Genomic DNA, 22165 nt, shown 5'->3' with positions numbered 1-22165 from the left:
AGCCGCGCGGCGACCGACGGGCCGCCGGAGCCGACCATCGCGCACCACGCCGCGGCCGCCGCGATCCCGTCCTTGTCGGCCACGACGTCCGGCAGCACGCAGTGCCCGATGGCCTCCTCGTAGGCGTACCGCAGCGGCTCGCCGGCCCGCACGAGCCACTTGAACCCGGTCAGCGTCTCGACGTACCGCCCGCCGCGCGCAGGAACCAGCAGGGACGGTAGTCGCGAGGACACGATCGTCGACGCCACGACCGGCACCCTCGTATCGGCATCCGCGGGCGCTTCCGATCCGCCGTCCGTTCCCGGCACGTCGCCCGCCCCCGGGCTGGCGTCCGTCCCCGGGCCCCCGCCCGCGCCGGGGAGTGGCGCGCGCAGCAGATGATCGGCCAGGACCGCCCCGGTCTCGTCGCCGTCGAGCATCCGCCAACGCCCGTCCGGGCCGACCAGGCCGACAGCGCAGCGATCGGCGTCAGGGTCGAGCGCGATCGCCACGTCGGCGTCGATCCGCGCCGCGAGTTCCATCAGCCGCGCCGTCGTGTCGGGCATCTCGGGGTTCGGCGAGGCGACGGTGGGAAAGTCCGGGTCGGGGACGGCCTGCTCGCGCACCAACGTCACATCGTCCACACCGATGCCGGCCAGGACGCGGACGCAGAGATCGCCGCCGACCCCGTGGACGGGGGTCAGGGCCACGCGGGGCGGCCGACCCGGCCGGGGCAGTGCCGCGACGACGGAGGCCACGTAGTCGTCGACCAGCATGGGGTCCACCCGCACCGACCCACGGGCGGGGTCGGTGCGCGCCGACGCGGGTACCGCCGTGGGGACCGTGACCCCCCCGCGCGCCGCGGCGCGCAGGTGCCGCTCGATGTGGGCGTCGGTGGGCGGGATGATCTGCGCGCCCCCGCGCCCGTAGACCTTGACGCCGTTGTCTCCGGCCAGGTTGTGGGACGCGGTCACCATGAGCCCGCCGGCGGCGCCGCGCGCGCGGACCGCCGCGGCGATCACCGGGGTGGCCACGGGGCCTCCGGGGACGACGACGACGAGGTCGTGCGCCGCCAACACCGCAGCCGCGACGTCGACGAATCGGGCGGACCCGTGCCGGGCGTCTCCGCCCACGATGACCGTCGAACCGGAGGGTTCATGTTCGCGTAGGTGCCGGGCGACGGCGGTGGCGACCAGGGCGACGGTCCGGTCGTTCATCTCGTCGGGCCCGGGCCCGAGGGGAGCGCGGACGCCGGCGGTGCCGAAGGTCAGGGTCACGGGCTGCTCCGTCGGTTCCTCGCGGTGGGCGTGGGCGATCAGGTCCGGGAGACGACCGGGACGAGCGCCCGCAGCGCCCCGGTGAGGCGGGCGGATCCGGCGGCGCCGGCGGCCAGGACCTCGGCGTGGTCGAGGGGCTGGCCGGTGACGCCGGCGGCGAGGTTGGTCACCAGCGACACGGCGACCACGTCCAACCCCAACGCGCGGGCGGTGATGGTCTCGGGCACCGTCGACATGCCCACGAGGTCCGCGCCGAGGGCCCGCAGCATCGTGATCTCGGCCGGGGTCTCGTACTGCGGTCCGGGCATCGCGGCGTAGACGCCCTCGGCGGCCGCGATGGCGTCGGTGGCCGCGGCGCGCAGCCGCGGGGAGTAGGCGTCCACCATGTCGACGAACAGCGGCCCGGTCAGCGGCGAGCGCCCGGTGAGGTTGAGGTGGTCGCGGATGAGAACGAGGTCCCCGACGGCCATGTCGTCCCGCAGGCCACCGGCGGCGTTGGTGAGCACCAGCGTGCGGGCGCCGACCGCGGCCGCGACGTGGGCGGGGTGGACGACGGGCGCGGTGTCCGCGCCCTCGTAGAGGTGGGTGCGGCCGGCCACTGACAGCAGCGGCACGCCGTCGACGAGGCAACTGGTCACGGCGCCGCGGTGACCGGCGGCCGTGGGGGTGACGAACCCGGGCAGGTCGGCGGCCGCGACGGTCACGGCCGTGCCCGGGTCGGCGAGCCCGGCGACGACCTCGGACCACCCCGAGCCCAACACGAGCGCGACGTCGTGGCGGTCGCGACCGCTCAGGCGCGCGATCTGTGCGGACGCGTCGCGGGCGTCGTCGGTGGGGGAGAGCAGGGGCGCCATCGTCTGCTCAGGCGCCCGGGCCGACGTTGCGTGATTCCCGCGTGCGCAGTTCGTGCACGTACTGGTCGGGGGCGCCCGCGCACTCGGCGGCGTCGGCGAGCAGACCGAGGTACCTCGCCGACGGCAACCCGCCCTCGAAGGCGTCCATGACGTACAACCACGCGAGCACGGTGTCGTCTGTGCCGGTGCCGGTGCCGGTGGGGGTGGTGGTGTCCACGGCGAACTCGGACTCCTGGGCATCGACCGGGGGACCGTCGGGCACCGTCGGCCGGCGGGTGACGCGGACCCGGATCTTGCGCGCGGGCATCTCGTCGGTGCCCTCCCAGCGGTCGAGTGCCCGGACGTCCTCCTCGGGGACGTCGTAGAGCACCACGAAGACCCTCGACCCCTGGTCCGGTACGACCGTGGCGACGGCGCCCTGCCAGGTGGGATCGTCCCCGGCGAAGGTGAGGCGCCAGCCGTCCACCCACCCGGTCCCGGCGAAGGGGGAGTGCGGCGCGCGGGTGTTCATCTGATCGGGATGCATGTTCGTCCCGTACGCGGCGTAAAGAGGCACGGTCACAACCCTAGTCCCTGGGGGCGGCACCGGGCCCGACGTCCTCGGCCCCGATCGGATCGTTCGACTACCGTGTACGGCGGACGTGACGCGGTCCGCCACAGCGGGGCGCGGCGCTCGGCCCTTACCCCAGCGAGCCGTGGAGGACATGTGACGCAACGCATCATCATCATCGGCGGCGGACCCGCCGGCTACGAGGCGGCGCTGGTCGCCGCCCAGTACGGTGCGGACGTCACGATCGTCGACGCGGACGGCATCGGCGGCAACTGTGTGCTCAGCGACTGCGTGCCGTCCAAGACGTTCATCGCCACCACGGGCGTCCGCACGGACATGCGTCGCGCAGAGGAGATGGGCGTCCAGGCTCACTTCGACCCCACCGCATACAAGCTGGGGCAGGTCAACGGGAGGGTCAAGTCCCTGGCCCGCGCGCAGTCCGCCGACATCCGGGCGCAGCTGCAGCGAGAGGGCGTGCGGCTGATCTCCGGCTGGGCGCGTCTGCACGACTCGCAGCCGGGCATGGCCTCGCACCGGGTGGCAGTGACCTTCGAGAACGGGCAGGAGAAGATCTTCGACGCCGACGTGGTCCTCATGGCCACCGGGTCCAGCCCGCGCGTGCTCCGGGGCGCCGAGCCCGACGGTGAGCGGATCCTCAACTGGCGTCAGCTCTATGACCTCACCGAGCTGCCCACCCACCTGGTCGTGATCGGCTCGGGCGTCACCGGTGCCGAGTTCGTCTCGGCGTTCACCGAGATGGGCGTCAAGGTCACCATGGTCTCCAGTCGAGACCGGGTGCTGCCGCACGAGGACGCCGACGCCGCCCTGGTGCTGGAGGAGGCACTGAGCGAGCGTGGCGTGTCGCTGGTCAAGCACGCGCGCGCCGACGCGGTCGAGCACTTCGAGGACGGCATCATCGTCCGCCTCGGTGACGGGCGCACGGTCAAGGGCTCGCACGCCCTCATCTGTGTCGGGTCGGTGCCCAACACGCAGGGCCTCGGTTTGGAGAACGCGGGCGTCGAGTTGCAGTCCAGTGGCCATATCAAGGTCGACCGCGTCTCCCGCACCACCGCCCCGGGCATCTACGCCGGTGGCGACTGCACGGACCTGTTCCCGCTGGCTTCGGTGGCAGCCATGCAGGGCCGCATCGCGATGTACCACGCGCTCGGCGAGGGCGTGAACCCCATCAAGCTGCGGACCGTGGCCTCCGCGGTGTTCACGCGGCCCGAGATCGCCACGGTCGGCATCTCGCACGCGCAGATCGAGAGCGGCGAGGTCCCCGCCCGCGTCGAGGTCATGCCGCTGGCCGGCAACCCGCGGGCCAAGATGCGCAGCCTGCGGCGCGGCTTCGTCAAGCTCTTCTGTCGCCCGGCCTCCGGCGTGGTGATCGGCGGCGTGGTCGTGGCCCCCACGGCGTCCGAGCTGATCCTGCCGATCTCGGTGGCGGTCCGGAATCAGCTGACGGTGGGCGACCTCGCGGGGTCGTTCTCGGTCTACCCGTCGATGACGGGCACGATCACCGAGGCGGCGCGCCAGCTCATGCGCCACGACGACCTGGACTGATCGCGTCCGCCGGGCTCAGCCCTCGGCGTCCGCCCAGCAGAGCGTGCGCTCGACCGCGTCGTTCCACCGCGCGAGCAGCCGTTCGCGCTCCTGCCCGGGCATCTGCGGCGACCAGCGGCAGTCCTCCCGCCACAACTCGCGTAGGCGGTCGGGCGAATCCCACTGACCCACCGCCAACCCGGCCGCGAACGCGGCCCCGAGCGCGGTGGTCTCGGTGACCTGGGGCCGGATCACGTCCACGCCGAGGATGTCGGCCTGGAACTGCATGAGGTAGTCGTTGACCACCATCCCGCCGTCGACGCGCAGCGAATCCGCGGACTCACCGGCGTCGGCCACCATCGCGTCGGTCATCTCGCGGGTCTGGAACGCGGTCGCCTCCAGGGCCGCTCGGGCCAGGTGCGCGCGCGTGTGGAAGCGGGTGAGCCCCACCATCGCGCCACGGGCGTCCGGCCGCCAGCGCGGGGCCAGCAGCCCCGAGAACGCGGGCACCAGATAACAGTCCCCGTTGTCCTCGAGCGACTTGGCCAAACCCTCCGTCTCGCCCGCGGTGGAGATCACCCCGAGGTTGTCACGCAGCCACTGCACCAACGACCCGGCCACGGCCACCGAGCCCTCCAGCGCGTAGACCGGGTCGTCGTCCCCGAGCTGGTAGGCCACGGTGGTGAGCAGGCCGTTGTCGCTGAACTGAGGCGTCGTTCCCGTGTTGAGCAAGAGGAACGCGCCCGTTCCGTAGGTGTTCTTGGCCTCGCCGGGCTCGAAGCAGGTCTGGCCGAACATCGCGGCCTGCTGATCGCCGAGGATCCCCGCTATGGGCGTACCGCCGAACATTCTGCGCCGGGCCACGTGACCCAGCACCCCGGAGGAGGGGACGATCTCCGGGAGCATCGCGCGGGGCACACCGATCTCGCGACAGAGTTCCTCGCTCCACTGCAGGGTCCGCAGGTCCATGAGCAGAGTGCGCGACGCGTTGGTGACATCCGTGACGTGGAGGGCCTCCTCGCCGTCGTCACCCCCACGCCTCCCACCGGTCAGGTTCCACACCAGCCACGAGTCGATGGTCCCCGCCAGCAGTTCCCCGGCCTCCGCGCGCTCGGTGCCGCGCTCTCCCCGGGAATCGAGGTGATCGAGGATCCACCGGATCTTGGGCCCGGCGAAGTAGGTCGACAGGGGCAGCCCGGTGACATCTCGGAAGCGGTCGTCTCCGTCGGGGTGTCCGTCGGCGAGGCGCGCACAGAGCCCCGACGTGCGCGTGTCCTGCCAGACGATCGCGTTGTAGACGGGCTCGCCGGTGACCCGGTCCCACACCACGGTCGTCTCGCGCTGGTTGGTGATGCCGATCGCGGTGACCGCCGCCGGCTCGAGGTCCACCCGGCCCGCCACCTGGCCCATCGCGGTGCGAACGTTCGCCCAGATCTCCATCGGATCGTGCTCCACCCACCCCGCGCGCGGGAGGACCTGGCGGTGCTCCACCTGGACCGTCGCCGCGGGGACCGGCATGCCCTGGTTGTCGAAGAGTATCGCCCGCGTCGACGTGGTGCCCTGGTCGATCGCCAGAATGTAGGTGTTCCTAGTCACGTGCCCAAGACTACGTCCGGTCGGGCGTAGAGTCGGGTCCGACCGACCGAACCACACGCCCGGCCGCGGAGGGAGCGTCCATGCGCACGACCAGGTCCAGATCCGTCCTCGGACCCGACCGCCGCGCCGAGGACTGGCGCAGGCTGGAGGAGGACACGTTCGACGTCGTGGTCGTCGGCGGCGGCGTGGTCGGCACGGGCAGTGCGCTGGACGCCGCCACCCGCGGGCTCAACGTGGCGCTCGTCGAGGCCCGCGACTTCGCGGCGGGCACCTCCTCCCGCAGCTCCAAGATGTTCCACGGCGGGCTGCGCTACCTCGAGCAACTCGACTTCGGCCTGGTCGCCGAGGCGCTGCACGAGCGGGAGCTCAGCATGACGCGTCTGGCGCCGCACCTCGTCACCCCGCTGAAGTTCCTCTTCCCCCTGACCCGCCGCTTCTGGGAACGCCCGTACATGGCCGCCGGCTTTGTGCTCTACGACGTGATGGGTGGTGCGAAGAGCGTCCCCCCGCAGAAGCACTACAGCCGGGCCGGCGCCCGTCGCGTGGCCCCCGGGCTGCGGGAGGACGCCGTGGTGGGCGGGATCCGCTACTGGGACAGCCTCGTCGACGACGCGAGGCACACCCTCACCCTGGCCCGGACGGCCGCGCACCACGGGGCGGTCGTGGCCAACTCGACCCAGGTGATCGGCTACCTCCGTGAGGGGGACCGGGTCACCGGCGTGCGCGTCCGCGACGCGGAGACCGGGCACGAGACCGACGTGCGGGCCCGTGTCGTGCTCAACGCGGCCGGCGTGTGGACCGACCAGCTGCAGCGGATGCTCGGGGAGGAGGGCGGTTTCACCGTCCGGGCGTCCAAGGGCGTGCACATCGTCGTGGACCGCGACAGGGTCGACTCCGAGGCGGCGCTGATCCTGCGCACCGAGAAGTCCGTGCTGTTCGTCATCCCGTGGGGCGAGTACTGGATCATCGGCACCACCGATACCGACTGGCAGCTCGACCTGGCCCACCCGGCGGCCACCGGAGCGGACATCGAGTACATCCTCGGCCACGTCAACTCCGTGCTCACCACGCCCATTCGCCGCGAGGACGTGCGTGGCGTCTACGCGGGGCTGCGACCGCTGCTGTCGGGCGGCGCGGACTCCACCGCCAAGCTCTCGCGCGAGCACGCGGTGATGACCGTCGCCCCCGGGGCCGTGGTGGTGGCGGGCGGCAAGTACACGACCTACCGCGTGATGGCCGCCGACGCGGTCGACGCGGCGGTGTCCGAGCTGGGCGAGCGGGCCGCGTCGGTACCGCCCTCGACCACCGAGCGGATCCCGCTCCTGGGCGCCGACGGGTATCCGGCGATGGTCAACCGCGCCGACCGGATCGCCGATCACTACGAGATCCGCGAGGACCAGATGCAGCACCTGCTCGGCCGCTACGGCACGCTGGCCGAGGACGTCCTCGACCTGGCGGCGGACCGCCCCGACCTGCTCGATCCTGTCGGCGGGGCCGAGCGCTACCTGCGCGTGGAGATCGTCTACGCCGCCCAGGCCGAGGCGGTCCTGCATCTCGAGGACGTCCTGGTCCGCCGCACGCGGATCTCGATGGAGTACCAGCACGGAGGCGTCGACTGCGCGCGCGAGGTCGCCGACCTCATGGCCGGGTTGCTCGGATGGGACCCGGACCGCGTCGCGCGCGAGGTGGAGCTTTTCGAGCGGCGGATCGTCGCCGAGCGGGCGAGCCAGGTGGTGGAGTCCGACGACGAGGCGGACGAGTTCCTCAGGAGTGTGCCCGAGGTCCGCGAATTCCTGGTGGACGCGGCGTTCGATCCCGCCAGCGCGGAGCCCGTGGTCGAGCACTCGGCCGGCCCGGGGGCCTGAGACCCGCCGACGCCGGGCGGTAGGACCCCACAACCGCGAAATCCGCTACTCCGGCCGGGGATCCGCTACGCCTGCGGGGGTAGCGGATCCGTAAGGGGAGTAGCGGATTCCGGGGGTGGGTCGTCGACGGCGCGGACGGGTCCCGCCCGCGCCGTCAGCGGATCACTTGATCTCGCAGAGAACCGTGCCCTGGGTGACGGGGGCACCGGCGTCCACGGACAGGTCGGTGACGACGCCGTCCTTGTGGGCGGTGACGGGGTTCTCCATCTTCATGGCCTCGAGCACGGCCACGAGCTCGCCGGCCTTGACCTCCTGGCCCTCGGAGACGGCGACCTTGACGACGGTGCCCTGCATGGGCGCCGACACGGCGTCACCGGACGCGGCCGCACCGGCGGCGCCGCCGCGGGTCCGGGACTTGGCCCTGCGGCGGACGGTGCCGCCGGCGTGCGAACCACCGAACGCGAGGTCGCCGGGCAGCGAGACCTCGACGCGACGACCGTCCACCTCGACGACGACCTTCTTGCGCTCGACGGGCTCGTCATCGTCGGCCGGGGCACCGGTGGGCGTCCACGGCTCGATCGGGTTCTCCCACTCCTCCTCGATCCACTTGGTGTAGACGTCGAACTTCTTGCCGTCGCCGACGAACGCGGGGTGGGTGACGATGTGCTGGTGGAACGGCAGGACGGTGGCCATGCCCTCGATTTTGTACTCGGCCAGGGCGCGGGCCGAGCGGGCGAGCGCCTGGTCGCGGTCCTCGCCCCACACGATGAGCTTGGCGAGCATCGAGTCGAACTGGCCGCCGATGGTGTCGCCCTGCTCGACGCCGGAGTCCATGCGCACGCCCGGGCCGGTGGGCTCATGGTAGGCGGTGATGGTGCCGGGGGCGGGCAGGAAGTTGCGGCCCGCGTCCTCGCCGTTGATACGGAACTCGAACGCCACGCCGCGGGGCTCGGGGTCCTCGGTGAACTCGAGCACCTCGCCCTCGGCGATCTTAAACTGCTGCAGGACCAGGTCGATGCCCGCGGTCTCCTCGGTGACCGGGTGCTCGACCTGCAGGCGGGGGTTGACCTCAAGGAAGGAGATCGTGTCGCCCTGGACCATGTACTCGACAGTGCCGGCACCGTAGTAGCCGGCCTCCTTGCAGATGGCCTTGGCGGAGTCGTGGATGCGCTTGCGCTGCTCGTCGGTGAGGAACGGCGCCGGGGCCTCCTCGACGAGCTTCTGGAAGCGACGCTGCAGGGTGCAGTCGCGGGTACCGGCGACGATGACGTTGCCGTGCTGGTCGGCGAGGACCTGCGCCTCGACGTGGCGGGCCTTGTCGAGGTACTGCTCGACGAAGCACTCGCCACGACCGAAGGCGGCGGTGGCCTCACGGGTGGCCGACTCGAAGAGCTCGGCGACCTCCTCCATCTTGTGGGCGACCTTCATGCCGCGTCCGCCGCCACCGAAGGCGGCCTTGATGGCGATGGGCAGGCCGTACTGCTCGGCGAACTTGACGACCTCGTCAGCGTTCGCGACCGGGTCCTTGGTGCCGGCGGCCATGGGGGCGTTGGCCCGCTCTGCGATGTGGCGGGCGGTGACCTTGTCGCCGAGGTCGCGGATGGCCTGCGGCGGGGGCCCGATCCAGATGAGGCCGGCGTCGATGACGGCCTGCGCGAAGTCGGCGTTCTCGGACAGGAAGCCGTATCCTGGGTGGATCGCGTCGGCGCCGGACTTGGCGGCGGCGTCGAGGATCTTGTCGAAGACCAGGTAGGACTCCGCGGAAGTGGTGCCCCCCAGGGCGAAGGCCTCGTCGGCCAGCTTGACGAACAGGGCGTCGGCATCGGGCTCGGCGTACACCGCCACGCTGGCCAGGCCGGCGTCCTTCGCCGCGCGGATCACACGGACGGCGATCTCGCCGCGGTTGGCGACGAGGACCTTGGTGATGTGAGAGCTGGCATGACTGGGCACTCAGGGCCTCCTGGTGATGGACGTCTTTACTGGCGGTCGGCCGGGAGGCCCACCGAGTTCTTCCGCAGTCTAATGAGAGGCCTCCCTCATGTGTGGTGTTGGGGTCGGCGGTCCGACCGCCGGGGGCGGACCCCGATGGCCCGTGGCCGGGGTGACCTGCAGGTTCCGAACGGGGGTGGCGGGGTCAGCCGCGCAGCTCGGGGCGCCAGACGCGGTGCGCGTTGATCCCCGCGGCCTCCAGCAGGCGGCGCAGCAGCGGCAGGCTGAGGCCGATCACGCTCGACGGGTCGCCCTCGATCCGGTCGATGAACCAGCCGCCGAGCGACTCGATCGTGAACGCGCCCGCGCATTCCAGGGGCTCGCCGGTGCGCAGGTACACGTCGAGGTCGGCGTCGGACGGGGCGCCGAAGTGCACCGTGGTGTCGGAGGTGTCCGAGTCGGAGAAGGTCACGGCGTAAGGGGCGTCGTCGGCGAGGTCGGCGACGATGAGCGCATGCCCGGTGAGCAGGACGCCGTGGCGACCGCGCATCTTGTGCCACCGCTCGAGCGCGCGCTCGTAGGTGTGCGGTTTGCCCTCGAGGCGACCGTCGACCAGCAGCATGGAGTCGCACCCCACGACGATCAGGGTGTCCGCCCCCGCCGACCGCGCCTCCTCTGCGAGCTGCGCGCCCTCGCGGTGCAGGACATCCTCCGCCTTCGCGCGGGCCAGCTCCTCGACGACCCGCACGTGCGGTGTCCCCGTGGGCAGTGCAGCCTGGAGCGCGTCCTCGTCGACCTCCGGGTGCCGGACGAGCGGGTCGACACCGGCCTGCTCGAGGATGTGGAGACGGGACGGGGAGGCGGAGGCGAGGACGAACGCGATCATGGGCTAGAGCGTAGCCACGTGCTCACGAGCGCGGCAGCAGCATGGTGACGGTCAGCGTGGTGGGCTCGAGGGCGCGGACCCTGTGTCGGAGCTTGGCGGTGAGGTGCACGATCTCGCCGGGGCGCAGGTCGAGGGTGCGGTCCGGCAACCCGAACTCGACGCGGCCGCGCAGCAGCTGCACGAGGATCGGGTGGAAGGCGGCGTGATCCGCTAGTTCCTGACCCTCGGCGAACTCGAACGCCACGACCTTGGTCGTCTCGTCCTGGTGGATGACGGTGGCGCCGGGACGGTCCGCCGACGGTTCGGCGCGTCCGATGATCCCCGTGTGATGGGTGGCGGTGCCCTCGTCGGTGCCCGCGCGCCTGCCGTGCTCGCGGTCATCGGACACGTGGTTTCCCCCTCGCAGGCGGTGGGCCCGGCGCGTGGTGCGCCGGGCCGACCGGTCAGTACTGGCGGCGGTTGAGGAACGAGTTGGGGTTGTAGCCGAACGGCGGCCGGAGCCGGTCCTCGAAGGCGCCCCAGTCGTTCTTGATCCCGGTGTCGTGCCCGCCGTGGGCGGCATTACCCTGGGCGGTCGCGAAGACCGCCGCCAGGATGCCCACCTCGGTGGCCGTTGGGTTACCCCCTTCGACCTCGAAGAACGGCTTCTCGGGCTTGTCGGCCCCGTCCTGTTGCTTCTCGGCGGTCACAGCGGGATGTTCCCGTGCTTCTTGGCGGGCACCTCGACTACCTTGCGGTCGAGCAGACGCAGGGCCTGGGCGACCTGCAGGCGGGTGTGCGACGGCGGGATCACCGCGTCGACGTAGCCGCGCTCGGCGGCGACGTACGGGTTGACGAGGGTGTCCTCGTACTCGGCCTGCAGCTTCAGGCGCAGGGCGTCGACGTCCTCGCCGTTGGCCGCGGCCTGCTTGAGCTCGTTGCGGTAGACGAACCCGACCGCGCCCGAGGCGCCCATGACGGCGATCTCGGCGGTCGGCCACGCCAGGTTGATGTCCGCGCCCATGTGCTTGGACCCCATCACGTCGTACGCTCCGCCGTAGGCCTTGCGGGTGATGACGGTGACCTTGCCGACGGTGGCCTCACCGTAGGCGTAGAGGAGCTTGGCGCCGCGGCGGATGATGCCGTCGAACTCCTGACCGGTGCCGGGCAGGAAGCCCGGGACGTCGACCAGGGTGAGGATCGGGATGTTGAACGCGTCGCAGGTGCGGACGAAGCGCGCGGCCTTCTCGGAGGCCTTGATGTCCAGGCAGCCGGCGAACTGGGTCGGCTGGTTGGCCACTACGCCGACGCTGCGGCCCTCGATGCGGCCGTAGCCGACGATGATGTTCATCGCGTACTGGCCCTGGACCTCCAGGAACTCGCCGTCGTCGACGATGTGCGAGATGACCTCGTGCATGTCGTACGGGCTGTTCGAGGAGTCCGGGATGATCGTGTCGAGCTCGTGGTCCTCGAGCGTGAGGTTGTCCTCGATCGCGCCCTCGGCCACGGGGTAGGGGAGCCGCGGGGCCTCGGCCCGGTTGTTGCTCGGCAGGTAGGACAGCAGGTCCTTGACGAAGTCGAGGGCGTCCTGCTCGTCGCTGGCCGTGTAGTGGGAGACGCCGGACTTGGTCATGTGGGTGGTGGCGCCGCCGAGCTCCTCCTGCGACACCTCCTCGCCGGTGACGGTCTTGATGACGTCGGGGCCGGTGACGAACATCTGCGAGGTCTTGTCGACCATCACGGTGAAGTCGGTCAGGGCGGGGGAGTACACGTGGCCGCCGGCGGACGGGCCCATGATGAGGGACACCTGCGGGATGACGCCGGAGGACAGGACGTTGCGGTGGAAGATCTCGCCGTACAGGCCGAGCGAGACGACGCCCTCCTGGATGCGGGCGCCGGCACCGTGGTTGATGCCGATCATCGGGCGGCCGGTCTTCAGGGCCAGGTCCATGACCTTGACGATCTTCTCGCCGTAGACCTCACCGAGCGACCCGCCGAAGACGGTGGCGTCCTGGGAGAACACGCAGACGCTGCGGCCGTCGATCGTGCCGTAGCCGGTGATGACGCCGTCACCGAGCGGGCGACGCTCGGCGAGGCCGAAGGTGGTGGCGCGGTGGCGGGCCAGGGCGTCGATCTCCACGAACGAACCCGGATCGAGGAGGTTCTCGATCCGTTCGCGGGCCGTCATCAGGCCCTTCTCGTGGGTCTTGTCCACCGCGGCCTGCCCCATGGGGGCCCGGGCCTCGTCGAGGCGCCGACGCAGCTCGGACAGCTTCCCGGCGGTCGTGTGGATGTCGGGGGTCGCGGCGTCCGTCTGGACGTCGGCGCTCACGTCCGGTTCTGAGGCAGTCGTCATGTTGCAAGACTCTAACTAGTCGCCGCGCCCCGTGGCGACGTGACCCGGCCGACGTCCCCCGCCAGACGGCCCGCGCCCCGTGTCGGAGCGGGCACATACCCTGGGTGTCGTGCACGCAGACACCGGTTCCGAGACCCCGCCCGCGCTGGACGGCGACGCGCTCCGTCGCGTCCTGGTGGAGGGACCGGACGCCCCCTACTCCTCGCTGGAGGTGGTCGAGGACATCGGCTCGACCAACGCGGAACTCCTCGCCCGCGCGGCCGCGGGCGCGGCGGACCGCAGTGTGCTGCTGGCCGAGCATCAGGCGTCGGGGCGTGGCCGGCTCGGCCGCGTGTGGACCGCCCCGCCCCGCACGCAGGTCGCCGTCAGCGTCCTACTGCGACCGGGTGCGGTCTCGCCGACGCTCTTCGGGTGGCTGCCGCTGGTCACCGGCCTGGCGATCCGCGACGGGCTCCGCGAGGCCGGCGGTGTGGACGCCACCTTGAAGTGGCCCAACGACGTCCTGGTCGACGGCCGGAAGATCGCCGGGATCCTCGCCGAGGTGACCACGGTCCCCGCCGGGGGCGACTACTCGGTGCGCCTGCCCGCCATCGTGGTGGGCGTCGGGATCAACGTGTCCCTCACGCAGGCGCAACTGCCCGTACCGCACGCCACCTCGCTCGCGTTGGCCGGCGGATCGGTCGACCGCGACCGCCTCGCGCGATCCGTGCTGGAGGCGCTGGCCCTTCGCCACGGCCAGTGGCGCGAGTGTGAACGCGGGAGCGGATCGACCATCTCGGACACGCTCATGACGACCTACTCCGAGGCCTGCTCCACCATCGGCGCCGACGTGAGGGTCGAGCTGCCCGGGGACATCGTGCGGACCGGGCGAGCCGACCGGGTCGACCGAGACGGCCGCCTCGTCGTCGTCGACACCGACGGCGAGTTCCCCGTGGCCGCGGGCGACGTCACCCACGTCCGCGGCGTCGGCGGTCGGTGGGGCGGCTGAGCCGTGGGTTTCGTCCGATCGGTCCTCGCGCCGGGGGAGACGCTCATCGTCCACACCCACCCGCACTGGCGCGCGCTCGTCAGACCCGCGCTCGTCACCCTCGTCGGCGCCGGGCTCGCCGGTATCGCCGGCGGCTTCATCGAGGTCCAGGTCGTCCACGCCGGGGACCGGACCGCTACCTGGGCGATGGTCGCGGTGCTGTTCTCGCTCGTCGTCCTCCGGTTCGCCCTCTGGCCGCTGATCCGCTGGGCGCGCACGGACCTCGTCGTCACCGACGAGCGCGTGCTCTATCGCCCGGCCGGCTCCAACCGGCGGTGCGTGGACGTGCCGCTGCGCCGCATCAGCGCCGTCCGCTTCCGCCACACCCTCGCCGACCGCGCCCTGGGCACGGGCTGCCTCATCCTCGAACTGGGGCACCTCCCGCCCATCGAGATCGACCACGTGCCCGACGTGGCCCGCGTCCACGCCGCCGTCTACGACGAGCTGCTCCGGCTGCCCCCGCCATCGCCGCCCGCCCCGCTGGCCGCCGCCCCGCGCTCGCGCTGGGGCCTGCCGGGGCGGCGCTGACACCCGGGCGGCGTGAGACGATGGGCGGCGTGAACGACGACTCGCGCATCCGCCGCAATCCACTCGCAGCGCCCGTCGTGGCGATGATCGGCGGCGGGCAGCTCGCCCGCATGACCCACCAGTCGGCCGTCGCCCTGGGCCAGACCCTCCGGGTCCTCGCCGCCGACCCGCTCGACCCCGCGGCCCAGGTCACGCCCGACGTCGTGATCGGCGCCCACGACGACCCCGACGCCGTCCGTGCCGCCGCCGAGGGCGCCGACGTGATGACGTTCGACCACGAGCACGTGCCCCCGCAGATCCTGCTCGACCTCGAGGCCTCGGGCGTCGCCGTCCGCCCGCGTGCCTCCGCGCTCATCCACGCCCAGGACAAACTCGTCATGCGGCGTGCCCTCGCCGAGATCGGTGCGCCGATCCCGCCGTTCACCGGCGTGGACACGGTCGAGGACGTCCGGCGCTTCCACGATGAGCAGGACGGGCGGATCGTCCTCAAGTCCGCCCGCGGCGGCTACGACGGGCGCGGCGTCTGGATGCCGGACTCGCTCGAGGAGGCCGAGCGGATCGCCTCCGAGCAGCTCGCCGCCGGGGTGCCCATGATGGCCGAGGCCCGGGTGCCGTGGACCCGGGAGCTGTCCGCCATGGTCGCGCGGTCCCCGTTCGGGCAGGGCGCCGTGTGGCCGGTCGTCGAGACCGTACAGCGCGACGGGATCTGCGCCGTGGCGATCGCTCCCGCCCCCGGACTCCCCGACGACCTGCGCTCGGCCGTCCAGGCGACCGCCCTCAAGCTCGCCGAGCACCTGGACGTCACCGGCGTCATGGCCGTCGAGCTGTTCGAGGTCGTCGGCTCGGACGGTCGCCCCGGCGTGCTGGTCAACGAGCTGGCGATGCGGCCCCACAACTCCGGGCACTGGACCATGGACGGGGCCACCACCAGCCAGTTCGAGCAGCACCTGCGTGCCGTGCTCGACTACCCGCTCGGCTCGACCGTGTCCACCGCCCCGCTCACCGTGATGGCCAACGTCCTCGGCGCGCCCGAGACGCCCGAGATGAGCATGGACGAGCGTGTCCACCACCTCGCAGCGCGGTTCCCGCACGCCAAGGTGCACCTCTACGGCAAGTCCGAGCGACACGGCCGCAAGATCGGGCACGTCAACGTGCTCGCCGACCCGGGTCTCGACCCGGACGACGCGGACCAGGTGGCCGCCGTGCGCGCGGTGGCCGAGCTGTCCGCCCACTGGCTCTCCCACGCCCGGTGGGCCGACGGCTGGGACCCTCACACGGGCGCGCCCGTCGGCGACTTCGAACGCTGAGCTCACCGCCGCGTCCGCGCGGCCGATGCTGTGCGGACACCGCGTCCATCGGACAACCCCCCGGGCGGCGGCGCCCCGGCCGCCCCCGCTGACACACCTCCACGAAAGGCGACGAGATGACCGCGCGACAGGACGGGCCGCAGGTCGGCCTCATCATGGGCAGTGACTCCGACTGGCCCACCATGGAGGCGGCGGCCGAGGCGCTCGCCGAGTTCGGGATCCCGTTCGAGGTGGGCGTCGTCTCCGCGCACCGCACCCCGCAGAAGATGCTCGACTACGCCCGGTCGGCCGCCGGTCGCGGCATCCGCGTCGTGATCGCCGGCGCGGGCGGCGCCGCGCACCTGCCGGGGATGGTCGCCTCCGCCACCGCGCTGCCCGTGATCGGAGTGCCGGTTCCGCTCAAGCATCTCGACGGGATGGACTCGTTGCTGTCGATCGTGCAGATGCCGGCGGGGGTCCCGGTGGCGACCGTGTCGATCGGGGGAGCCCGGAACGCCGGGTTGCTGGCGGTCCGGATCCTCGCCGCCTCCGACCCCGCCCTGCGTGAGCGGATGGAGGGTTTCCAGGCGGAGCTCGAGGCGATGGTCGAGCGCAAGGACGACGCGCTCCGGCAGCGTCTGCTCGGCTGACGGGCGGGAGGCATCCCGCAGGTGCGTTCCGCGATGCGGAAAGTGGGGTCGCCGATGGGGGAGGAATCCAGTTAGTCGCTGGTAACCTGAGTGGCCGGGTGCACCCCGGATCCACTCGCGAGCCGCCGCCGTCGCGCGACCGGCCCACACCGATGTCCGGACACCGGCGCCCGCCGCGTGACCAGCACTGACGATTCCCCTTTGGAGGCCCGCACATGTCCGGTAACCCTGACTTCGATCTGTACCGTCCGGCGGAGGAGCACGAGGAGCTCCGCGCCGCGATCCGCGCGCTGTCGGAGAAGGAGATCGAGCCCCACGCCGCGGATGTCGACGAGAACGAGCGGTTCCCGCAGGAGGCCCTCGACGCGCTCAACGCGTCGGGCTTCAACGCGGTCCACATCCCCGAGGAGTACGAGGGTCAGGGCGCGGATTCGGTCGCGGCCTGCATCGTGATCGAGGAGGTCGCCCGCGTCGACGCCTCGTCCTCGCTGATCCCGGCGGTCAACAAGCTCGGCACCATGGGCCTGATCCTGGCCGGTGGCGAGGAGCTCAAGCAGAAGGTGCTGCCCGAGATCGCCGCGGGGAAGATGGCCTCCTACGCCCTGTCCGAGCGCGAGGCCGGCTCGGACGCCGCGTCGATGCGCACGCGCGCCAAGGCCGACGGTGACGACTGGATCCTCAACGGCTCCAAGGCGTGGATCACCAACGGCGGCAAGTCCACCTGGTACACGGTCATGGCCGTGACCGACCCAGATAAGGGTGCCGGCGGGATCTCCGCGTTCATGGTCCACGCCGACGACGAGGGTTTCGGCGTGTCCAAGACCGAGAAGAAGCTCGGGATCAAGGGCTCGCCCACCGCGGAGCTGTACTTCGAGAACGTCCGCATCCCGGGCGACCGGATCATCGGCGAGCCGGGCACCGGGTTCAAGACCGCGCTGCAGACGCTGGACCACACCCGTCCGACGATCGGTGCGCAGGCCGTGGGCATCGCGCAGGGCGCGCTCGACGCGGCGATCGCCTACACCAAGGAGCGCCGCCAGTTCGGCAAGGCGATCTCGGATTTCCAGAACACGCAGTTCATGCTGGCCGACATGGCCATGAAGGTGCAGGCCGCGCGTCTGATGGTCTACACCGCCGCCGCCAACGCCGAGCGCGGCTCCGCCCCCGGTGGCGAGAAGCTCGGCTTCATGGCCGCCGCCTCCAAGACCTTCGCCTCGGACGTGGCGATGGAGGTCACCACCAACGCGGTGCAGCTGTTCGGCGGCGCCGGCTACACGCGTGACTTCCCCGTCGAGCGGATGATGCGCGACGCCAAGATCACCCAGATCTACGAGGGCACCAACCAGATCAACCGCATGGTCATGGCCCGCCAGCTCCTGGCCTGACCGGTCGGCTGAACCCCGCCTCGATCTGCCCCTCCGATCGCGATCGACCCCCGGAACCCCGGGGGCGGATCGCAATCGGAGGGGCAGATCGCGTTGCTGCCCGGATCGCGCCTGGTAGGCGGCGGGTGGAGTCGGGGCGGGAGGAGAACGCCCCGCCCCGCCGGCGCCGGAACGCTCCGCCGGCGCTCGGTGTCCGGTGCTCTAGGCGGTGAGCGTGGTGCGCTCGGTGTCCGCGATCCCCGCCACGGCGGGGTCGTCGGCGTCGGCGCCCGTGACGAGCACGGCCGTGCCGCCGGAGGCGAACACCCGCGCGAGGGTGGCCACGACGTCGTCGCGTTCGCGGCCGGCGACCAGCGCGCGACCGGAGAGGGCGCGGTCGGCCAGTTGGTCGAGCGGCAGGCCGTCGAGGGCGAGGTCACCGCCGCCGGAGGGGACGAACGCGTCGGGGTGGATGCGGCACGCCTCGGCGAGGTCGGTGACGCCCGGCGGCACCTCGACGCCCGCGGCGGCCAGGGGGCGGCCCATCGGGTCGGTGGTCATGAGGAGGGTCTCGACGTCGGTGGGGTGGCGGTCGAGGCGGTCGGGGACGGTGACGACGACGACGGCGTCGTCCGCGGACCCTGTGCGGACCTCGGCGCCCGCCCACCAGGTGCCCAGCAGGACACCGGCGGTGAGCCAGTGGGCGGGCAGGTCGCACACGATCACGTCACCGGGCGTCACCCCGAGTTCGTCGCGGAGCAGGCCCGCGATCTTCGCCGCCCAGTTGGCGGTCGAGGTGACCGACAGCTCGACGCGGGACGGGGCGGCCTGGTCGTAGTGGGTGACCATCGGCGCCCCGGGGTCGAGCGCGAGCAGCGGCTGGAGCACGGTGTCTGCGGCGGTGTTCACTCGGGTGGCCTCCTGGCGTCGTGGGGTGGTTCCCCCGGTGCGGCGGGCGGCGCGTCCGCCTCCGGGGTCAGTTCACGCAGGGTACGTCGGAGCCGCCGGCGTCGAAGGTCGGACGCTGCGCGATCGACGGCGGGAGCGGCGCGTACGTGGTGGTGGCGGGGGAGTAGGACTCGGTCGTGGCGGCCTCACCGGTGGGGCCGCTGTAGTCGTCCGCGAGGACCACACGCACGGTGCCGGGCGGGACCGCGGGGTCGACCTGGACCGGCAGGCCACCGAGCGCGTCGGAGACGGCGAACGCGGCGGCGTCGTCGGCAGAGCCCGCCGCCACGTGAGAGGTGTAGGCGGCGGCCGGGTCGGTGAGCAGATCACCGGTGGTGTAGCCCAGCTCGGTGAGCGCACCGGAGACGCGGGCGGCCAGCCCGTCGATCGCGGTGGTGTTGACCACCGACACGGCGACCGTCGAGGGGTCGACGCCGGGCTCGCCGGGGGCGGGCTCGCCGTCGCCGCCCTCGGCGGCGTCCGCGTCATCCTCGGTGCTGGCGAAGCCCGCGACGAACTCCGACACCTGGACGGGGTCGGCGGTGACGATGGACTCGCCCCACTCGGTGTACGAGTCGATGCTGGTGACCGGGATGGTCTCGAAGCGGACGCTGCCGCCGCTGATGTCCTTGAGCTTCATGGCGAAGTCCACGAAGTCCCAGTTCTCGTCGATCACGAACGAGCGTTTGGCGGCGTCGACCAGCGCACCGAGCTTGCCCGGATCGGTGAGGGTGCCGGCCGAGAGGATCTTCTTGACCAGCTGGGACATGAACACCTGCTGGCGGACGATGCGGTCGAGGTCGCCGGCGGGCAGGTCGTGGCGCTGGCGGACGAAGCTCAGGGCGTCCGAGCCGGAGACCGTCTGGACACCCGCGTCGAAGTTCGCGCCCGATAGCGGCTCGTCGACGGGCTCGTTGAGGCAGACGGGGACACCGCCGACCGCGTCGGTGAGCAGTACGAAACCCAGCAGCCCGATCTCCGCGTAGTGGTCGGCCTGGACGCCGGTGAGGTCCGCGACGGCGCCGATGAGCCCGTTCCGGCCAGCGTTGACGGCCGCGCGCTGGTCCTCCTCGGTGATGACGCCCTCGGGGTCCGAGGCCACGACCCGCTCGAGGTGGGCCTCCTTGTTGGCCGCGTACACACCGTTGATCTTGCTGCCGCCGACGGTGCTGGTCTCCACGTACACGTCACGCGGGATGGAGATCGCGGTGGCGGAGCTGCCGTCCTCCGGGATGCGGATGAGCAGGATCGTGTCGGTGTTCTCGCCGTCCTCCTCACCGGTGCGGATGGTGGCGAGCTCCTCCTGGCTGAGGGGGTTGCCCTGGGCGTCGGTCCGGTTGTCGGTGCCGACCAGAAGGATGTCCACCGCGCCGTCGAGGCCGCCGTCGCCCACGTCCAGGCCGCCGGCGGAGGACAGGTCCGAGCTGAGCCCGCTGACGAGCGTCCAGCCGACGCCGGTGACCAGAAGGCAGACCGCGGAGACGAGAGCGGCGAGGACGCGGCCTATACGCGAGGCCATCGGGTGGGCCGGGGTGGCGTGCCGCCTACCCCGCGCCCGGCTGTGGGCGCGACGGGGAGTCACTGGCAGCTCGGCGCTCATCCACCGTCCTTGTCCTCGATTAGGGGCCGCTCGAGGCCGCCGACGATCATCCCACGGTACCGCGCCGCGCGCCGGGCGTCGGAATCGACGGGCCGCGTCGTAGGGTGTTGCGCGTGACGACCCGACTACCCGTCGTGACGGTGACGTACTCGCCGGGCGACCACCTCCACAGCTTCGTCGAGACGCTCCCGGCGGCCACGTCCCGGCCGGTGGCGCTGGTGATGGCGGACAACGGGTCGACAGACGGGGCGCCCGAGGCCGTCGCCGCCCGGTACGACTTCGCCGAGTTCTTCCCGACCGGCGGCAACCTCGGCTACGGCACCGCGATCAACCGGGCCGTGGCCGAGATCGCCGCGCGTCCGGACGAGTTCGACCAGGAGTTCGTCCTGGTGGTCAACCCGGACGTGACGTTCGAACCCGGCTCGGTGGATGCCCTCCTCGAGGCGGCGCGGCGGTGGCCGCGCGCGGCCGCGTTCGGCCCGCGCATCTCCGAGACGGACGGGTCGGTGTACCCGTCGGCCCGCTCGGTGCCGCGGCTCGGGGCCGGGATCGGTCACGCCCTGCTCGGGCAGGTGTGGCGGGGGAACCCGTGGACCGCCCACTACCTCGACGGCGCGGACATGGAGACCGAGCGGACCGCGGGCTGGCTGTCCGGTTCGTGCCTGCTGCTGCGCCGTGAGGCCTTCGACGCGCTCGGCGGGTTCGACGAGCGCTACTTCATGTACCTGGAGGACGTGGACCTGGGCGACCGACTCGGGCGCGCCGGGTGGCAGAACGTCTACGTCCCGGACGCCGTCATCCACCACGACCAGGGCCACGCGGCGAAGGCGGTGCCCGAGTTCACCCTCCGGGCCCACCACCGCAGCGCCTATCTGTTCCAGGCGGACAGGCACCCACGGACCTGGCAGGCCCCGATACGCTGGGCGCTCAGAGCGGGCCTGGAACTGCGGTGCCGTCTCGCGATCCGGTCCGCGCGGCGTGCCACGCGCCCACCCCGCGGCCGCCACGGCTGAGCCCGCGGGGGCCCGGTCCGACCCACGACCGACATCCACCCACCGCCCCGGCGGCTCGCGAGCGCGACCGCGGGGCCCGACGACCCCAGGAGCTTCATCGTGACCTCGACGACCACCGGGAGCGCCGCGACCGGCGACGACCTGATCGCCGACACCGAGGCGGTGGTGCTGGTCGGCGGAAAGGGCACGCGGCTGCGGCCCCTGACGATCTCCGCGCCCAAGCCCATGCTCCCGACCGCGGGGCTGCCGTTCCTCACGCACCTGCTCTCGCGCATCCGCGCGGCCGGCATCCGGCGGGTCGTGCTGGGCACGTCGTTCAAGGCCGAGGTGTTCGAGGAGCACTTCGGCGATGGCTCGGATCTGGACCTCGACATCTCGTACGTGGTGGAGACCGAGCCGCTGGGCACGGGTGGCGGAATCCGCAACGTGCTGCCCGAGCTCACCGCGTCGACCGTCATGGTGTTCAACGGCGACGTGCTCGGCGGGACTGACCTGCGGGAGATCCTGGCCCTGCACCGGGCCAAGGACGCCGACCTCACCATGCACCTGGTGCGCGTGTCCGACCCGCGCGCGTTCGGGTGCGTCACGACCGACGACGACGGCCGCGTGCAGGAGTTCCTGGAGAAGACGCAGGATCCGCCGACCGACCAGATCAACGCGGGCTGCTACGTCTTCCGTCGCGAGCTCATCGAGCAGATCCCGGAGGGGCAGCCCGTCTCGGTCGAGCGGGAGACCTTCCCGCAGCTGCTCGGCGAGGGCAGGCGGGTATACGGGTTCGTCGACTCGGCGTACTGGCGCGACATGGGCACCCCGGAGGACTTCGTGCGCGGCTCGTCGGACCTCGTCCGCGGGATCGCCCCCTCGCCGGCGCTCGACGGCCACGCGGGGGAGGCCCTCGTCCACGAGGGCGCCGGGGTCGGCGCGGGCGCCGTGCTC

At 72.1% G+C, this 22165-nt stretch carries 20 protein-coding genes; 9 read left to right on the top strand and 11 right to left on the bottom strand.

Features of this window, described 5'->3' with window-relative positions:
• The 3 genes from HMPREF3086_RS14025 to HMPREF3086_RS14015 all read right to left on the bottom strand — a co-directional run.
• A partial coding sequence (locus tag HMPREF3086_RS14025; RefSeq protein WP_070722475.1) for a phosphohexomutase domain-containing protein occupies positions 1–1256 on the bottom strand: 1256 nt, incomplete at its 3' end.
• Between the two features lie 38 nt (positions 1257–1294).
• The gene (locus HMPREF3086_RS14020; protein WP_061228063.1) at positions 1295–2110 is read right to left on the bottom strand and encodes a purine-nucleoside phosphorylase; all 816 of its coding nucleotides are present in this window, start codon (positions 2108–2110) and stop codon (positions 1295–1297) included.
• Positions 2111–2117: 7 nt separating this feature from the next.
• Positions 2118–2666, bottom strand: a complete 549-nt coding sequence (locus HMPREF3086_RS14015) for a gamma-glutamylcyclotransferase family protein (protein WP_070722478.1) — start codon at positions 2664–2666, stop codon at positions 2118–2120.
• A 150-nt stretch (positions 2667–2816) separates the two neighbouring features.
• Here HMPREF3086_RS14015 and HMPREF3086_RS14010 point away from each other — a divergent pair, with 150 nt between their 5' ends.
• Positions 2817–4223, top strand: coding sequence for an NAD(P)H-quinone dehydrogenase (locus HMPREF3086_RS14010; RefSeq protein WP_061914034.1), 1407 nt, complete (start codon positions 2817–2819; stop codon positions 4221–4223).
• A gap of 15 nt (positions 4224–4238) precedes the next feature.
• Here the strand turns inward: HMPREF3086_RS14010 and glpK are convergent, their stop codons facing one another.
• Entirely contained in the window at positions 4239–5798 is a 1560-nt protein-coding gene (glpK, locus tag HMPREF3086_RS14005; RefSeq protein WP_061228061.1) for a glycerol kinase GlpK, read from the bottom strand.
• 80 nt (positions 5799–5878) lie between these two features.
• Here glpK and HMPREF3086_RS14000 point away from each other — a divergent pair, with 80 nt between their 5' ends.
• Positions 5879–7663 carry a glycerol-3-phosphate dehydrogenase/oxidase gene (locus tag HMPREF3086_RS14000; protein ID WP_061228060.1) on the top strand — a complete coding sequence of 595 codons (1785 nt, stop codon included), beginning with the start codon at positions 5879–5881 and terminating at the stop codon, positions 7661–7663.
• 162 nt (positions 7664–7825) lie between these two features.
• On the opposite strand, the gene HMPREF3086_RS13995 is transcribed toward HMPREF3086_RS14000, so the two are convergent.
• The 5 genes from HMPREF3086_RS13995 to HMPREF3086_RS13975 all read right to left on the bottom strand — a co-directional run bounded on the left by HMPREF3086_RS13995 (position 7826) and on the right by HMPREF3086_RS13975 (position 12813).
• The gene (locus HMPREF3086_RS13995; RefSeq protein WP_070722473.1) at positions 7826–9613 is read right to left on the bottom strand and encodes an acetyl/propionyl/methylcrotonyl-CoA carboxylase subunit alpha; all 1788 of its coding nucleotides are present in this window, start codon (positions 9611–9613) and stop codon (positions 7826–7828) included.
• Positions 9614–9797: 184 nt separating this feature from the next.
• Positions 9798–10478, bottom strand: a complete 681-nt coding sequence (locus tag HMPREF3086_RS13990; RefSeq protein WP_061228058.1) for a Maf family protein — start codon at positions 10476–10478, stop codon at positions 9798–9800.
• 22 nt (positions 10479–10500) lie between these two features.
• Positions 10501–10866, bottom strand: a complete 366-nt coding sequence (locus HMPREF3086_RS13985; RefSeq protein WP_070722471.1) for a cupin domain-containing protein — start codon at positions 10864–10866, stop codon at positions 10501–10503.
• A 55-nt stretch (positions 10867–10921) separates the two neighbouring features.
• Positions 10922–11167, bottom strand: coding sequence for an acyl-CoA carboxylase subunit epsilon (locus HMPREF3086_RS13980; protein WP_061228057.1), 246 nt, complete (start codon positions 11165–11167; stop codon positions 10922–10924).
• On the bottom strand, positions 11164–12813 hold the full coding sequence (locus HMPREF3086_RS13975; protein ID WP_043567136.1) for an acyl-CoA carboxylase subunit beta: 1650 nt from the start codon (positions 12811–12813) through the stop codon (positions 11164–11166). Before HMPREF3086_RS13975 ends, HMPREF3086_RS13980 begins: the two co-directional genes overlap by 4 nt.
• Positions 12814–12922: 109 nt before the next feature.
• Here HMPREF3086_RS13975 and HMPREF3086_RS13970 point away from each other — a divergent pair, with 109 nt between their 5' ends.
• The 5 genes from HMPREF3086_RS13970 to HMPREF3086_RS13950 all read left to right on the top strand — a co-directional run bounded on the left by HMPREF3086_RS13970 (position 12923) and on the right by HMPREF3086_RS13950 (position 17689).
• Positions 12923–13801, top strand: a complete 879-nt coding sequence (locus HMPREF3086_RS13970) for a biotin--[acetyl-CoA-carboxylase] ligase (RefSeq protein WP_061228056.1) — start codon at positions 12923–12925, stop codon at positions 13799–13801.
• 3 nt (positions 13802–13804) lie between these two features.
• A complete protein-coding gene (locus tag HMPREF3086_RS13965) occupies positions 13805–14368 on the top strand; it encodes a PH domain-containing protein (protein ID WP_061228055.1) in 564 nt (187 codons plus the stop codon).
• Positions 14369–14388: 20 nt separating this feature from the next.
• Entirely contained in the window at positions 14389–15675 is a 1287-nt protein-coding gene (locus HMPREF3086_RS13960; protein WP_061228054.1) for a 5-(carboxyamino)imidazole ribonucleotide synthase, read from the top strand.
• Positions 15676–15791: 116 nt separating this feature from the next.
• Positions 15792–16304, top strand: a complete 513-nt coding sequence (gene purE, locus HMPREF3086_RS13955) for a 5-(carboxyamino)imidazole ribonucleotide mutase (protein WP_007628915.1) — start codon at positions 15792–15794, stop codon at positions 16302–16304.
• A 215-nt stretch (positions 16305–16519) separates the two neighbouring features.
• Complete coding sequence (locus tag HMPREF3086_RS13950) at positions 16520–17689, top strand: acyl-CoA dehydrogenase family protein (RefSeq protein ID WP_007628917.1); 1170 nt, start codon at positions 16520–16522, stop codon at positions 17687–17689.
• 201 nt (positions 17690–17890) lie between these two features.
• Here the strand turns inward: HMPREF3086_RS13950 and HMPREF3086_RS13945 are convergent, their stop codons facing one another.
• Together HMPREF3086_RS13945 and HMPREF3086_RS13940 are read right to left on the bottom strand one after the other, a co-directional pair.
• The gene (locus HMPREF3086_RS13945) at positions 17891–18577 is read right to left on the bottom strand and encodes a TIGR03089 family protein (protein ID WP_061228053.1); all 687 of its coding nucleotides are present in this window, start codon (positions 18575–18577) and stop codon (positions 17891–17893) included.
• Between the two features lie 67 nt (positions 18578–18644).
• Positions 18645–20135 carry an LCP family protein gene (locus HMPREF3086_RS13940; RefSeq protein ID WP_174521518.1) on the bottom strand — a complete coding sequence of 497 codons (1491 nt, stop codon included), beginning with the start codon at positions 20133–20135 and terminating at the stop codon, positions 18645–18647.
• A gap of 194 nt (positions 20136–20329) precedes the next feature.
• On the opposite strand from HMPREF3086_RS13940, the gene HMPREF3086_RS13935 reads away from it, so the two are divergent.
• Positions 20330–21229 carry a glycosyltransferase family 2 protein gene (locus HMPREF3086_RS13935; protein WP_061914039.1) on the top strand — a complete coding sequence of 300 codons (900 nt, stop codon included), beginning with the start codon at positions 20330–20332 and terminating at the stop codon, positions 21227–21229.
• A 99-nt stretch (positions 21230–21328) separates the two neighbouring features.
• The coding region (locus HMPREF3086_RS13930; RefSeq protein WP_246831007.1) for a mannose-1-phosphate guanylyltransferase at positions 21329–22165 on the top strand (837 nt) is incomplete at its 3' end.

It is taken from the genome of Dietzia sp. HMSC21D01, from assembly GCF_001815995.1.
In the GTDB taxonomy this organism is placed as follows: domain Bacteria; phylum Actinomycetota; class Actinomycetes; order Mycobacteriales; family Mycobacteriaceae; genus Dietzia; species Dietzia cinnamea.
This window is presented reverse-complemented; position numbering and strand designations above follow the sequence as displayed.